Origin of the sequence: Massilia sp. BSC265 (assembly GCF_000740675.1) — a bacterium.
GTDB lineage: Bacteria > Pseudomonadota > Gammaproteobacteria > Burkholderiales > Burkholderiaceae_D > Telluria.
On record NZ_JPXI01000029.1, the window covers coordinates 183,868 to 197,773 of the forward strand.

A 13,906-nucleotide genomic window follows, 5' to 3' on the forward strand; every position below is an offset into this window, starting at 1 on the left:
GGGCAGATGCTGAAGACTTACTGTAATCCGGTCTATCCGGAAATCATGGCGGACCCCTTCGTGCTCAAGCACGAGGGCCGCTACTACGCCTACGGCACCGCCCCCGCAGGCCCCGGGGGCGGGCGCTTCCCGGTGCTGGTGTCGAACGACCTGGTCGATTGGCACCGGGCCGGCTACGCCATCTCCGCGCCGGGCGTGGACCCGGGGGAAGCCCATTTTTGGGCGCCGGAAGTCGCCTACAGCGATGGCAGGTTCTGGATGTACTACTCGCGTGGCGACGAAGAGGGCAAGCACCAGAAGCTGCGGGTCGCGGTGGCCGACAATCCGGTCGGGCCGTTCGTCGACCAAGGCGTGCTGCTGGTGCCGCAGCTGCAGTTCTCGATCGACGCCCACCCCTTCCGCGACAAGGACGGCCAGTGGTACCTGTACTACTGCGTCGACTTCCTCGAGCTTGGGGACGACCACCGCATCGGCACCGGCATCGTGGTCGACCGGCTGGTGACGATGGACCGCCTGGCGGGCGAGCCGCGCACGGTGGCGCGCCCGCATGCCGACTGGCACCTGTTCAAGAAGCAGCGCGCGATGTACGACGCGGTCTACGACTGGCACACGGTGGAAGGCGCCTCCGTGCTGGTCCATGGCGGCAAGTACTACTGCTTCTACAGCGGCGGCGCTTGGGAAAAGGAGAACTATGGGGTCAGCTACGTCGTGGCCGACCATCCGCTCGGACCGTTCACCCGGCCCGAGGGAAGCCACGAGGCTCTCCTCATGCGCTCGCGGCAGGGTAACGTGATCGGCCCGGGCCATAACTCCTTCACCACCTCGCCGGACGGCAGCCAGGACTGGATCGTCTACCACGCCTGGGACACGGCCATGACGGGACGCCGCATGTGCATCGACCGGCTGGTGTGGGAGAACGGCCGGCCAACTACCATCGGGCCGACCTTCACCCGCCAGCCGGCGCCGGCGGGGCTGGTGATGTAAGGCGGCTCAGACCGCGACAGGGCTCAAGACCGGCTTGCCCGCAAAATGGGCGAGCAGGTTGCCGATTGCCAGGTCGCGCATGGCCTGGCGCGCTTCCACGGTGAAGCTGCCGACGTGCGGCGTGAGGACCACATTGTCCAGTGCGCGCAGGGCGGGCGGCACATTCGGCTCGTCCTCGAATACGTCGAGCGCTGCCGCGCCCAGCCTTCCCGTGGATAGTGCGTCGGCCAGCGCCGCTTCGTCCACCACCGAGCCGCGCGCGATGTTCACCAGTGTGCCCTCCGGGCCCAGGGCGTCCAGCACCTCCGCGTCGATGACATGGCGGGTGGCGACGCCTCCGGGCGTACATACCACCAGGTAGTCGCTCTCGGCGGCCAGCGCGGCCAGCGATGCGCAGCGTAGGCTCGGCTCCGGCCCTGCGCTGCGCTGGAAGTAGCGGATCGCCATGCCGAAGGCGCGCAGGCGCATGGCGACCGCCTGGCCGATGCGGCCATAGCCGTAGATACCGGCTACCTTCCCGCGCAGGCTGCGCGCAAGCTGCAGGGGGCGTGCCTCCTGCCAGTGGCCGGAGCGTACATAGCGGTCCAGCAGCGGCAGGCGGCGCGCGCTTGCCAGCAGCAGGGCGACCGTGAGGTCGGCCACGTCCTCGGTCAGCACGTCCGGGGTGTTGGTGACGATGACGCCGCGCCGGGCCAGAGGCTGGAGCGCCACGGCGTCGACGCCGACACCGTGCACCGAAACGATTTCGAGCGCCGGGAAGGATGCCGCCGTCTTGGCGTCGAGGCCGATCGTCCCGGTGGTCAGCACGCCGCGCACCTGCACGGCCGGCCCCTTGAGGAAGGTCCTCCGCTCGTCGGCGGACATGCGCGCCAGGTGGTGGCAGGCGAAAGGCGCCTCGAGCGTGCGCAGCGCATCGTCGGGCCAGATGTTGCCAAAGACAGCGATTTGCGGTTTCATCGTGTAAAGTGAGCCAGAAATTGGAATGGTTCGACGCAGACGACAGCTCAGTGTCGAAGGCTGGCGTCGCCGGTGCAGGCTGCCGCGCGGGCCGTTTGCCTGCCTATTCTGCCGAAAAGAGCTGGCCGAACTGCGTGGCCCGGAATTCGATCGCGCAAATGAACAGCAAGGCCGCGAGCAGCATGTGACGCGACTGCCGGCTGCCGATGTCGACAAGGCGGCCGTGGGCGATGCCGTTGCGCATGTCGGTCAAGGTCGTCCTGAAGTCAGCCACGACCCGTTCGAAGATCTCGTGGCTGCCCAGGTCCGTATCGGGAAAGCTCAGGAGTATTAGCTCGTCTGCCTTTTTTTGGAGCGAGGCCCTCCTGGTGCCGGCGTCAAGTTTGCGGTTGATAAAGCTTTCGAGGGCAGCATAGGCCAAAAAGAAGCTCACCCGGTGATCGCCCCTCGCCCGGAGCTGGAAGCTTTCAATCAGCAGTTGCCGATAGAACTCTGCTTCGCCGCAAACGGTCCTGAATCCGATGAAGTGGACCAGCGCGTGGTGACGAAGGTGCCATTGATAGGTCTCACTGAACACCTCGTCGAACACCTCGGCTGGGGAAATTCCGGAAAACCTCTGCAAGCCCACGCGCGCCTCCGCAGTTGAAATTGCCTGATTATAAACGGCGGGCTGCGCTAGCCGGCAGTCCGCCGGGCCGGGAGTCGCTATCCAGCCTACGGCGCCGCTGCGTCCTCGGTGGAGCAGACCAGCGCGCGCAGCCGGGCCAGCGGCATCGGCCGCGCCAGGTAGTAGCCCTGGGCCTGGTCGCAGCGCGCCGAGCGCAGGAAGGCCAGCACCTCGGCGGTCTCGACGCCTTCGGCCACCACGGCCATCCCGAGCGCATGCGCCATGTCGACGAAGGCCTTCACGAAATCGACGGTGGTCACGTTCTCGTCCTGCTGCATCACGAAGGAGCGGTCGAGCTTGAGCACGTCGATCGGGAAACGGCGCAGATAGGCCAGGCTCGAATACCCGGTGCCGAAATCGTCCACCGCGACCTGGATGCCGAGGCTCTTGAGCTCGCGCAGCATCGTGGCAGTGTGGTCGATGTCCTCGATGAGCGCGCTTTCGGTCAGTTCCAGCTCCAGGCAATCGGGCGGCAAGCCCGACCTCGAGAGCGTTGCGCATACCTCGGCCGCGAAACCGGCCTGCGCCAGTTGGCGCGCCGACACGTTGACCGACACCACGACCTTGCGGCCGCATGCGTCCATCAGCTCGCGCGTGCGGGTGCAGGCTTCTTCCATGACCCAGCGCCCGATCGCATTGATCAAGCCGGTCTCCTCCGCGATGCCGATGAACTGCTGCGGCGGGACCTGGCCGCGCTCCGGGTGGTTCCAGCGGATCAATGCTTCCATGCCGTAGAGGGCCGTGCCGCCCGGGGCGGCGGGGCACAGCGAATAGCGCGGCTGGTAGTGCAGCTCGAATTCTTCGCGCGCCAGGGCCGGGCGCAGCGATACCTCGAGCGCCATGCGCGCCTGGGTGGCAAGCGTCATTTCCGGTTCGAACAAGCGGTAGCGGTTGCGGCCCGCGTTCTTGGCGCGGTACATGGCGGTGTCGGCGGTCTGGAACAGGGCTTCGCGGGTCTGCGCATCCCCGGGGTACATGCTGATGCCGATCGAGGCGCCGACGATCACGTCGATGCCGCCTACCTTTACCGGCGCGGTCAGCACGTCGAGCAGCTTGTCGGCGATGACTGCCGCGGCCGGCTGGCCGCTGGCGCAATGGGCGGCCACCACGAATTCGTCGCCGCCGAGGCGCGCGATGATGTCGGTGGGCCGCACGACGCGGCGCAGGCGTGCGGCGACCTCGCACAGCAGGACGTCGCCCATCTCGTGGCCGAAGGAGTCGTTGACTTCCTTGAAGCGGTCGAGGTCGAGGAACATCACCGCCACCGATGAGCCGTAGGGGCAGTCGTCCAGCATCTGCTGCACGCGCTCGCCCAGCAAGGCGCGGTTGGGCAGGCCGGTGAGGGTGTCGTGGGTCGCCAGTTCCTGCAGCCGGCTCTCGGCCGCCTTGCGCCCCGTGATGTCGGTCATCAGGCCGGTGAGCGAGATTGCGCGCCCCGCGGCGTCGCGCTTGATGCTGCCGTTGAACAGCACATGGATGGGCTGGCCGTGGCGGTGCCGCAGGACCGCCTCCACGCCCTGCACGGTGGCCGGTCCGTCCTCGCCGGTGTCGAGGGAGGCCAGCGGGAAGCAGATGAACAGCTCGGGCAGGCGCAGGGCCAGCAACATCTCGCGCGGGTAGCCCGACAGGGTGCACAGGGCCGGGTTCACGTCCAGCAGCGCGCCGTCGCAGCCAGCCAGCAGGTAGCCGGCCGGCGTCATTTCGATCACTTCGCGGAAACGCTGCTCGCTTTCGCGCAGCTGGCGCTCGGCCTCGGCACGGTCACTCAGGTCGCGGATGACGGCCAGGAAGAATTCCTCGCCCTCGTCGTCGAAGCGCGAGATCTGCACCTCGGCGGGGAACACGGTGCCATCCTTGCAGCGCTTGTCGGTGCGCAGCAGTTGGGCGTGCCCGGCGCGCAAGGCTTCCAGCAGCGCAGGGCCCTCCTTGAATCCGTTGTTCACGCCGGTGGCCACCATGCCGATGAATTCCTCGCGGCTGTAGCCGAAGCGCGCGCAGGCCTGGTCGTTCACCGCCACGATGTGCAGTGCGCCGTCGACGATCATGATGCTGTCGCCGGCCTGGTTGAACAGCTTGCGGAAGCGTTTCTCGCTCTTGCGCAGCGCCTGTTCGGCCTCGCGCCGTGCGGTGATTTCGTGGAAGTACACCGAGATGCCGTCCGCGTGCGGATAGACGCGCGCCTCGAGCCAGACCTGGCGGGGTTCCCAGAAGGTTTCGAAGGTAGCGGGCTGGCGCGTCTCCATCGCGTTGCGGTAGCGCTGCAGCGATGGCGAATGCTGCAGGTCGGGGGCGATGTCCAGCAGCGGGTGGCCGATGGCGTCCGCAACCCGCACGCCGACGAAATCGCCCGCTTTCTGGTTGGCATAGGTGAGGCGCCAACCGCTGTCGATGGCGAAGAAGGCATCGCCGATGCTATCGAGCATGCTGTTGAGGGCCGCTTCGGACCGCAGCAGGGCTTCGCGCGCTTGGTGATGCGCCGTGACGTCGCGCGCGGTCAGGAATATGCGCCGGTGCGAACCCGACCAGTGCGCGGACACCGACATCAGGATGAACTGGCCGTCCTTGCGGCGCACGCGGATCGGGATGTCCGGATGTTGCGGGTGCCCGTTCTGGAGGCTGTCCCGGATCCCGGACGCCTCGTCGTGCTGCTCGGGATGAACGACGTCGTTGTAATGTTTCCCGATCAGTTCGTCGTGCTGGTAGCCGAGCAGGGTGCGCGAGGCGGCATTCGCGCGCAGGATGAAACCCTCGGCGTCGAGCACGACCATCAGGTCGAGGGCGTTCTCGATCAGGGCCGCATTCTCTTCGGCGAGCAGCGCAAGCCCGCCAGGGGAGGCAGTGGGGATGTCCAGCATAGTCACAGGTGTCGCGGTCTCGCCGCAGCGGATGGGAAGGGCCGGTTCCAACGCGCCCGGCGGCCAAGTATAGCCATTTCCGTGTGGCAACAGCAGCTGCAAAGCCTAATTTACGACACTTGTATAGGCAACTTTCCGCAACTGTCGAGACATCCCGGCTGCTATTCGATGCCAGCCTGGCCACGCTTGCCGCTCGGCTTGGTGTTTCCGTCTAGATCGTCGTCCTGCTTGCGCATGGCCACGAAGTCGCGTTCGAACATCGCGTGCAGTTCCTCGCGCGCCCGGCGCGCCATCGAAGCGTACTGCTCGCGGTTCTTGTCATAGGGGTAGACACGTGCAGTTGCCCGGCATCTGGGGCGATGCGCTGGCGGCCCGGGCGCGCAGCCGTGCGCCCGGAGTGCGCATCGTATTTGCCACCGGCAACGGAGAAGTGGCGAACTGGCCGGATGCCGTGGTGCTGCGCAAGCCGTATGACCTGCAGAGCCTGGTGCAGGTGCTGGGACGGCAGGCGCTCGGCGCCTGAACCGCCAGCGCGTTCCTACAGCCGGCTCCGCCCGGGGACTATTCGTGCGGGGCCGCGGCCGGACTATCATGGGAACACACACCATGACAAGGAGGCCAGCATGTCGATGCAGAGCGAAGGCAAGGACGCCAAGGGGCGCAACTATGACCAGGTGACCCGCGACGGCACCAGCAGCGCAGGCAGCATGGGCGCCGGCGGCACCGGTGACATCGGGGCGATGGGGAGCGACAACCCGGGCAGCCAGCAATCGGCCAGCCGGACCGACGACCTGCTCGCCGGCGATACCACCCACCAGGAAGCCGACCAGGCATTCAGCGGCGGTAGCCAGGGTGGGCAGATCCAGACCGGGATGGAAGGAATCGGCAAGCGTAGCGGTGGCGCAGGGGCCAGCCAGCAGTCGGGCCAGCAGTCCAGCCAGCAGTCGAGCCAGCAGGCTGGACAACAGGGGAGCATGCCCAGCGGCCAGACCGACGCCGACCAGTACGACCAGGGTACCGCGCCGCGCGAATAGTCGGCCGTCTTCAGGCGACGGCGGCCGCGTCCTCGCGCCGCAGGCGGTACAGCACGTGGCGCGACAGCGGATGGCCGGGAGCCAGGGCCGGGTGCGCGAAAGCGCTTCCGGCGTCCTCGCGCATGCCCAGCTTTTCCATGACGGCGCGTGAACGCAGGTTGGCCGGAACGGTGAACGAGACGATCTCTTCCAGCCCCAGTTCCGTGAAGCCGAAGCGCAGGCAGGCGCGCGCGCCCTCGCTCGCATAGCCCAGGCCCCAATGCCGGGCTGCCAGGCGCCAGCCGATGTCGGTGCAGGGTGCGAAAGGCAGGGCGCCGGCCTGTCCGGCTTCGTGCCGTTTCAAGCCGACGAAGCCGGCCAGCTCGCCGGTCGCGGCGACCGTCGCCGCGAAGTAGCAGGCGCCGCTGTGCGCGTACAGATCCTGCTGAAAAGCAATGAAGGCCTCTGCCTGCGCCACCGTGAGCGGCCCGGGCAGGAATTCGGTCACGCGTGGATCCTGGTTCAGTTCCCAGAAGGACGCGGCGTCGGCCGCTTCCCAGGTGCGCAATACCAGCCGTGGAGTCTTGATCACCTCCATGTCCGTCCCCTCAGCTGGCCAGTGCGAGCCGCGCCGCGACGACGCTTTCGATGAAGCGCGCCGTGCGCTCCGGCTGCGTCACCGGCAGCATGTGCCCGCCGTCGACCAGCTCCAGTTGCGCGCCGGGCACCTTGTCGACCAGCGCCTGGCCGTTGGCGCGCCAGTCGAGGAGGCGGTCTTCGCGGCCGAACAGCACCCGCACCGGCACGCGCAGTTCTCCGTAGCGTGCTTCGACCTGCGGCATGTGCCCGGGCAGCGCTTGCAGGTCGGCCGAGGCGGCAAGGAAAGCCCCGGGGCGCAGGCCGAGCAGGCCGCCGCCCCGGGTCGCGAAGTCGTCCGGCACGGTTTCCGGTCCGAAAACCTGGCGCAGGATGCCCTTGCTCCCGATGATGCCGAGCGGGACCGCCAGCGTGGCGGCGAACAACCGGCGCAGCCAGCCGCTTTCGATGGTCATGCCGCGAAAGGCCGGCGGCACCGTTTGCGGCGTATGGCTCAGCGGGGCCACGAGTGCCAGCGCGCCGACCTGCTGCGGGTGCTCGAGCGCGAGGGTAAGGGCGATCGCGCCGCCCAGCGAATGGCCGACCACGGTCGGACGTTCCAGGCCGAGACGCTCGACCAGGGCGGCAATGGCGCGCGCCTGGGTCGCGAGGTCGGCCGGCATGCCATCCGGCCGGGTCGAATGGCCGGAACCGGGCCGGTCCAGCGTCACCACGCGGTAGCGCTTCGACAGCTCGCGCACGGCGCCGTAGTTGAAGTGGGCCATCTGGCCGCCGAGGCCGTGGATCATCAGGATGGCCGGGCCGTGCCCCTCGTCGCGCACGTGCAGGCGCACGCCTTCGGTTTCCACGAAACTGCCGGCCGGCGGCAGGAAGGCTTCGATGCGGCGCGCTGTGCGGCGGCTGAACACGGCCAGCAGCAACAAGAGCAAGGCCAGGCCGCCCAGGACGAATAGGAGGAGGTGCAGGTTCATCTTCCGGTCGCTTTCTTCAGGAGTTTCCAGTAATGGACGGGGATCAGGCGCTCAAGCAGGGCGACGAACCTGGCGTCGCCGCCCACCAGGATACGCGCTTGGCGGCGCTCGATGCCCTGCGCGATGATCTCGCCGGCCCGGTCGGGCGGCATGCGAAGCAGGCGCTGCGCGACCGCACGGCCACGGTCGATCTCGTCCTGCGGCGCGCCATCCGGAACGCGCGCGTTCTTCGCGATCGAGGTCGCCACGCCGCCGGGATGCACGACGCTGACCGCGACCGGGCTGCCCTCGAGCTCATGGCGCAGCGCATTGCTGAATCCGCGCACCGCGAACTTGCTGGCCGAGTAGGCGCTCTGGCCCGGCGGAGAGACGATGCCGTAGATGCTCGATACGTTGACGATGCGGGCGTCGTCGCTCAGCCGCAGGTGCGGCAGGAAGGCGCGCGTCATGCGCACCACGCCGTGGAAGTTGATCTCCATGAGCCAGTCGAAGTCGTCCTCGATCACCTGTTCGAAACTGCCGCCAAGCGCGACCCCGGCGTTGTTGACCACCAGGTCGACCCGGCCGTGCACCTCCAGCACCTCGGCCGGCAACAGGCGCACCCCGAGGCGGTCGGCCACGTCCAGGCGGTGGCTGGAAACGCGCACGCCGAGCGCCCGCGCTTCGCGCGCGGCGTCGGCGGCGGCCGTCCCGTCGATGTCGGCCAGGGCCAGGTGGCAACCGCGCCTGGCCAGTGCCAGCGCGGTGGCGCGGCCGATCCCGCCGCCGGCGCCGGTGACGACCGCCACGCGGTTGGCGAGCTTCATGGCATGCCTCCCTTGCTCCCCAAGCGCAGGACGCCGTCGTCGATGCGTCCGACACGGATGGTGAGCAGGTCGCGCAGGTAGTTCTGGTAGACCTGCCAGGGCTTGCGCGCGCCCTGCTTGGGCAGCAGGTGGCGGGCCCGCTCGACGTAGCCGGAATTGAAATCGAGGAAGGGCGCTTCCGGGACCGACGGGTCGCGGTGCGCCACCGCGATGGCCTGGCCGCGCGCGTCCATGTGGCGCAGGAGGCGGCACACCCAGGCGGCGGTCAGGTCGGCCTTCAGGGTCCAGGACGCATTGGTGTAGCCGAAAGCCAGGGCGCAGTTGGGCACCCCGCTGAGCATCATGCCCTTGTAGGACATGGCGCGGCTGGGGTCGATCACGCGGCCGTCGACCACCAGGGTGGCGCCGCCGAACAGCTTCAGCGTGAGGCCGGTGGCCATCACCACCAGGTCCGCCGCCAGCTCGCGCCCGGACTGCAGCAGGATGCCGTTGCGGGTAAAGCGCGCGATATGGTCGGTGACCACCGATGCGCGGCCGGAGCGGATCGCCTCGAACAGGTCGCCGTCCGGCACCACGCAGACGCGCTGATCCCAGGGCTTGTAACCCGGGGTGAAGTGGGCGGCGGCCGCCTCCGGGGAGCCGAGCTGCTGGCCTGCCATCTCGATGATCTTCTGCTTGACCAGTTGCGGCTTGCTGCGCGCCAGCCAGTACAGGAACATGCTCTCGCCGATCACGCGCCAGCGGGTGAGGGCATAGGCCAGCCTTTCCGGGAACAGGCGCCGCATGCGGTGCGCGAAGCGGTAGCGCGAAGGACGGGCGACGACGTAGGTCGGGGAGCGCTGCAGCATGGTCACATGAGAGGCACGGTCGGTCATCGCCGGCACCACCGTCACCGCCGTGGCGCCGCTGCCGACCACCACCACCTGGCGGCCAGCGTAGTCGAGGTCCTCGGGCCAGAACTGCGGCTGCACGATGCGGCCCGCGAAACCGTCCTCGCCCTCGAAGCGCGGACGATAGGCTTCGTCGTAGCTGTAGTAGCCGCTGCACAGGTAGAGGAAGCGGGCCCGCAGCATGCGCGTCTCACCGCTGTTCAAGCGCGCCTGCACGGTCCACAATGCCTGCTTCGAGCACCAGCTCGCGCCGATCACCTTGTGTCCGTAGCGGATGTGCGGCTCGATCCCGTGCTCGCGCGCGGTGCTGCGCACGTAGTCCAGGATGGCCGGACCATCGGCGATCGCCTTGGCATCCAGCCAGGGCCGGAAGGCGTAGCCCAGGGTGTACATGTCGGAGTCGGAACGGATACCGGGATAGCGGAACAGGTCCCAGGTGCCGCCGATGGCGTCGCGCGCCTCGAGGATGGCGTAGCGCTTGCCGGGGCAGCCGCGCTGCAGGGCGCTGGCAGCGCCGATGCCGGACAGGCCGGCGCCGACGATCAGGACGTCCAGCGGCTCTTCCTGCGGCACGTCGTCCGTCCCGGAAGATGATGCGGATGGATGCATGGTGTCTCGGGGTTCCTGAACATGTCTTATGTTGACACTCTACATTGTCAGAAGTGGGGTGACAAGTTCGATGACAAATTCGATGAAGAGTTTGGAAACAAGTTTCTGTGTAGAATGTGGTCATGAAAGCAGAGCTCACCACTACCCGGTCCTACCGCGGGCTGTCGCAGGAAGAGCGGCGCGCCGACCGCCGGGCGCGCCTCATTGCGGCGGCAATTGCCGTCTATGGCGAACGCGGCTACCACCAGGCCACCGTGAAGGCGGTCTGCGAGGCTGCCGGCCTGACCGAGCGCTACTTCTATGAATCCTTCCCTAACAGCGAAGCGCTGCTGATCGACTCCTTCAATGCCGTCACCTATTCGGTGCTGGGGGAAATCACCCGCGCAGCCACGGAAGCCGGACGCGGGCGCATCGCGCGTTCGCGCGCCATGCTGCACGCCTACTTCGCGGCGCTGCAGCGCCAGCCGCAGTCGGCGCGGGTCTTCCTGGTGGAGATCCGCGGCGTCAGCCGGGCCGTGGACCTGACCTTCGACGGAGCGCTGCGCGCCATCGGCCGCGAGGTGGCCCGCATCGTGGCCCCGCCGGACGCCCCCGACGACGAACTGCTGCAGGCCGGCGTGGTCGGCGGCGTGATCCACATCGCACTGCGCTGGATCGACAACGGCTATGCGCCGGACATCGATGCGGTGGTCGATACGGCGCTGCGGCTCGGCGCGGTGCTCTCTTCGGCTCAGGGAGCCGCGGCCGCGCCGCGCCATGAAAATGGCCCGGCGGGGGCCGGGCCTGGGGAGCGCGGAAGCGCTCAGAACTGGTAGGAGATACCCGCGCTCAGGTTGCTTGCGGCCTGGGAGATCTTTTGCACTTCGACGCGCGCCGAGACGGCGGGCGTGATTGCATAGTTCAGGCCGATGCCGTACAGCGCCTTGGTGGTCGAATCCTTGGCGGTGTGGCCTTCACTGCTGAAGCGGCTCTGGATGCGGGCGGCGCCGAGACGTCCGTAGACGCTCAGGCGCTCGCCGACCGGCAGGCTGCCGATCAGCGACAGCGAGGTCTGGACTGCGCGCTCGTTGGCGCTGAAGCCGGCAAAGCGGTAGTCGCGGTCGGCCAGGCGGCGGTGGCCCAGTTCGACGGCGAAGTTTGGATGGAAGTTGTAGCCGACGAAGCCGCCGAAGCTGGTGTCGCGGCCGCTCGCATCGGTGATCTTGGTGCGACCGACGTCGGCGCCGGCATAGAAGGTGTCCGGTGGTGCCGCGAAGGCTGCCGACGAAGCGATCGACAGGGCAGTTGCGGCTGCAATTTTCTTCAACATATGATTGCCTTTTCAGTAGTCCAGGGCCGCCGCAGCAGGCGGCGACCCTGGCGAGAGGTGAACGCCGATCAGAACTGGAAAGCCACGCCTGCGCTCAGGTTGGTCGCGTCGCTGGCAGGTTTCTGCACTTCGAGGCGTGCCGACACGGCCGGGCTGAAGGCGTAGCTGACGCCGACGCCGTACAAGGCCTTGTTCTCCGAACCGGAATACTTGTAGTTTCCGGCCTTGGCCTTGACGCGCAGGTGGTTCACGCCGAGGCGGCTGTACACGCTGAAGCCTTCGCCGACCGGCAGGCTGCCGATTACCGAGAGGTGCGCCTGATTGACGCTTTCGCTGCCGCCGATGATGCTGGAACCCGCGCCTGCGACCAGGAAGTCGTAGTCGGCCAGTCGGCGATAGCCGGCCTCCACGGCGAAGTTCTGGTGGAAGTTGTAGCCGACGAAAGCGCCATAGCTGGTGTCACGGCCCGACATGTCATTGATCTTGGTACGGCCGACATCCGCGCCGGCGTAGAAGGTGTCCGGTTGCGCGGCAAAGGCTGCCGACGAAGCGATGATCAGGGCGGTAACGGTTGCGAATTTCTTGAACATGGTGGTGCCTCTTTCTTGTAGTCATGCGCTGGGGTTGATTCCCGAGCGCGGAGCGATTATTGCAGTTGGGATACACAAACTGCAATTTTTCATTACGCACAATTTTGCAAATATTGTTTGCAAATGTAACCATGTATGCACATCGCGTTTGCTCGTTAGCCCGATTCGGCAAAGCTTTTACGGTACAGGAGAATGAAAAAAGCCGCCCGGATGGGCGGCTTCGACAGGAGGGCGGCGCTCGGCTCGGCTCAAATATGCAGCGCGTGCCCCAGTGCCCGCAGGGCGGCCTCCTGGACGGCTTCGCCCAGGGTTGGATGGGCATGGATGGTGCCGGCGATATCCTCGAGCTGGGCGCCCAGCTCGATCGACTGGGTGAAGCCCGCCGCCAGCTCGGACACCGCGCCACCGACGGCTTGCCAGCCGATGATGCGATGGTCGCTCTTGCGCGCCACCACGCGCACGAAGCCGTCCGTGCTCTCGATGGTCATGGCGCGTCCGTTCGCGCTGAACGGGAAATTCGCGGTGACGATCTCGATGCCGGCCTTGTCCGCGTCCGCCGGCGACATGCCGGCCACGACGATCTCGGGATCGGTATAGCACACGGCCGGAATCGCGGCCGGGGCGAAGTGGCGGCGCTTGCCTGACACGATCTCGGCCACCATTTCGCCCTGCGCCATGGCGCGGTGGGCCAGCATCGGCTCGCCGGTGAGGTCGCCGATGGCCCAGACATTGCGCATCGAGGTGCGGCACTGGTCGTCGACCTTGACCGCGCGCCCCTCCATGTCGAGCATCAGGTTTTCCAGGCCCCAGCCCGTGGTACGCGGCTTGCGGCCGACGGCCACCAGCACCCGGTCGGCTTCGAGCAGGGACTCCACGCCGGAGGCGTCGCGCACGCGCACCCGCTGGCCTTCTTCATCCATGCCCAGCACCGAGGTGGCCAGGCGCAGCTCCACGCCCAGGCGAGCCAGCGAGGCGGCGACCGGCTTGACCAGGTCGGCGTCGTAGGCAGGCAGGATGCGGTCCGCCGCTTCGACTACCGTCACCAGGCTGCCCAGCTTGCGATAGGCGGTGCCCAGCTCCAGGCCGATGTAGCCGGCGCCCACGACCACGAGGCGCTGCGGGATCTCGCCCGGCGACAGCGCTTCGGTCGAGGAAACCACGCGGCCGCCGAAAGGCATGAAGGGCAGTTCCACCGCTTCCGAACCGCTCGCCAGCAGCATGTGCTCGCAGCGGATGCGCACCGTTGCCTCGCTGCTGCCTTCCGGCCTGACCTCGACCGTCTTGCCGTCGAGGACGGTGGCCCAGCCATTCACCAGTTTGACCCCGTTCTTCTTGAGCAGGGCGCCGACGCCGCCGGTGAGCTTCTTGACGATGCCGTCCTTCCAGGCCACGGTGCGGTCGAGCTCGATACGCGGCGCGCTGCTGGTGATGCCCAGCGGCGATGTCTCGGCCGCATAGCTGCGCGCCTTGCAGAATTCGTCGGCGGCGTGGATCAGGGCTTTCGACGGGATGCAGCCGATGTTCAGACAGGTACCGCCAGGCGAAGCGCCTTCGACCAGCACGGTCGGGACGCCCAGCTGGCCGGCGCGGATGCCGGCCACGTAGCCGCCGGGGCCGCCGCCGATGATCAGCAGGGTTGTGTTGATGGTCTCCATGCC

At 67.6% G+C, this 13,906-nt stretch carries 15 protein-coding genes; 4 read left to right on the forward strand and 11 right to left on the reverse strand.

Going from position 1 to position 13,906, the window contains the following annotated elements; all coding sequences use genetic code 11:
- Nucleotides 1-6 precede the first annotated feature (6 nt).
- Nucleotides 7-984 (forward strand): glycoside hydrolase family 43 protein, encoded by a 978-nt coding sequence (locus tag MA09_RS07950; RefSeq protein WP_036246783.1) that lies wholly within the window; start codon nt 7-9, stop codon nt 982-984.
- Nucleotides 985-990: 6 nt separating this feature from the next.
- Here the strand turns inward: MA09_RS07950 and MA09_RS07955 are convergent, their stop codons facing one another.
- From MA09_RS07955 to MA09_RS25460, 4 genes are all read right to left on the reverse strand, one after another.
- Nucleotides 991-1,941, reverse strand: a complete 951-nt coding sequence (locus tag MA09_RS07955) for a 2-hydroxyacid dehydrogenase (RefSeq protein WP_036246785.1) — start codon at nt 1,939-1,941, stop codon at nt 991-993.
- 103 nt (nt 1,942-2,044) lie between these two features.
- Complete coding sequence (locus tag MA09_RS07960; RefSeq protein ID WP_036246786.1) at nt 2,045-2,569, reverse strand: hypothetical protein; 525 nt, start codon at nt 2,567-2,569, stop codon at nt 2,045-2,047.
- An 86-nt stretch (nt 2,570-2,655) separates the two neighbouring features.
- Nucleotides 2,656-5,463, reverse strand: coding sequence for an EAL domain-containing protein (locus MA09_RS07965; protein ID WP_036246788.1), 2,808 nt, complete (start codon nt 5,461-5,463; stop codon nt 2,656-2,658).
- Between the two features lie 161 nt (nt 5,464-5,624).
- Nucleotides 5,625-5,756, reverse strand: coding sequence for a hypothetical protein (locus tag MA09_RS25460; protein WP_267872578.1), 132 nt, complete (start codon nt 5,754-5,756; stop codon nt 5,625-5,627).
- A 41-nt stretch (nt 5,757-5,797) separates the two neighbouring features.
- Here MA09_RS25460 and MA09_RS07970 point away from each other — a divergent pair, with 41 nt between their 5' ends.
- Entirely contained in the window at nt 5,798-5,986 is a 189-nt protein-coding gene (locus MA09_RS07970; protein WP_200883043.1) for a hypothetical protein, read from the forward strand.
- A gap of 100 nt (nt 5,987-6,086) precedes the next feature.
- Nucleotides 6,087-6,497: a hypothetical protein gene (locus tag MA09_RS07975; RefSeq protein ID WP_036246792.1), complete on the forward strand. Its 411-nt coding sequence runs from the start codon at nt 6,087-6,089 to the stop codon at nt 6,495-6,497.
- Between the two features lie 10 nt (nt 6,498-6,507).
- On the opposite strand, the gene MA09_RS07980 is transcribed toward MA09_RS07975, so the two are convergent.
- From MA09_RS07980 to MA09_RS07995, 4 genes are read right to left on the reverse strand one after another with little or no spacing between them, the layout of a single operon-like run.
- Entirely contained in the window at nt 6,508-7,074 is a 567-nt protein-coding gene (locus MA09_RS07980) for a GNAT family N-acetyltransferase (RefSeq protein ID WP_036246794.1), read from the reverse strand.
- Nucleotides 7,075-7,084: 10 nt separating this feature from the next.
- Nucleotides 7,085-8,044, reverse strand: coding sequence for an alpha/beta fold hydrolase (locus MA09_RS07985; protein ID WP_036246795.1), 960 nt, complete (start codon nt 8,042-8,044; stop codon nt 7,085-7,087).
- Nucleotides 8,041-8,850, reverse strand: a complete 810-nt coding sequence (locus MA09_RS07990; protein WP_036246796.1) for an SDR family oxidoreductase — start codon at nt 8,848-8,850, stop codon at nt 8,041-8,043. Before MA09_RS07990 ends, MA09_RS07985 begins: the two co-directional genes overlap by 4 nt.
- Nucleotides 8,847-10,349 carry an NAD(P)/FAD-dependent oxidoreductase gene (locus MA09_RS07995; protein WP_051933275.1) on the reverse strand — a complete coding sequence of 501 codons (1,503 nt, stop codon included), beginning with the start codon at nt 10,347-10,349 and terminating at the stop codon, nt 8,847-8,849. The genes MA09_RS07990 and MA09_RS07995 overlap by 4 nt, the downstream gene beginning before the upstream one ends.
- A gap of 122 nt (nt 10,350-10,471) precedes the next feature.
- On the opposite strand from MA09_RS07995, the gene MA09_RS08000 reads away from it, so the two are divergent.
- On the forward strand, nt 10,472-11,164 hold the full coding sequence (locus MA09_RS08000; RefSeq protein ID WP_081897481.1) for a TetR/AcrR family transcriptional regulator: 693 nt from the start codon (nt 10,472-10,474) through the stop codon (nt 11,162-11,164).
- Here the strand turns inward: MA09_RS08000 and MA09_RS08005 are convergent.
- The 3 genes from MA09_RS08005 to lpdA all read right to left on the reverse strand — a co-directional run bounded on the left by MA09_RS08005 (nt 11,152) and on the right by lpdA (nt 13,903).
- Complete coding sequence (locus tag MA09_RS08005; protein WP_036246799.1) at nt 11,152-11,658, reverse strand: outer membrane beta-barrel protein; 507 nt, start codon at nt 11,656-11,658, stop codon at nt 11,152-11,154. The genes MA09_RS08000 and MA09_RS08005 overlap by 13 nt on opposite strands.
- A 68-nt stretch (nt 11,659-11,726) precedes the next feature.
- Nucleotides 11,727-12,248, reverse strand: coding sequence for an outer membrane beta-barrel protein (locus tag MA09_RS08010; RefSeq protein ID WP_036246801.1), 522 nt, complete (start codon nt 12,246-12,248; stop codon nt 11,727-11,729).
- A gap of 248 nt (nt 12,249-12,496) precedes the next feature.
- A complete protein-coding gene (gene lpdA / locus MA09_RS08015; protein WP_036246803.1) occupies nt 12,497-13,903 on the reverse strand; it encodes a dihydrolipoyl dehydrogenase in 1,407 nt (468 codons plus the stop codon).
- Nucleotides 13,904-13,906 lie beyond the last annotated feature (3 nt).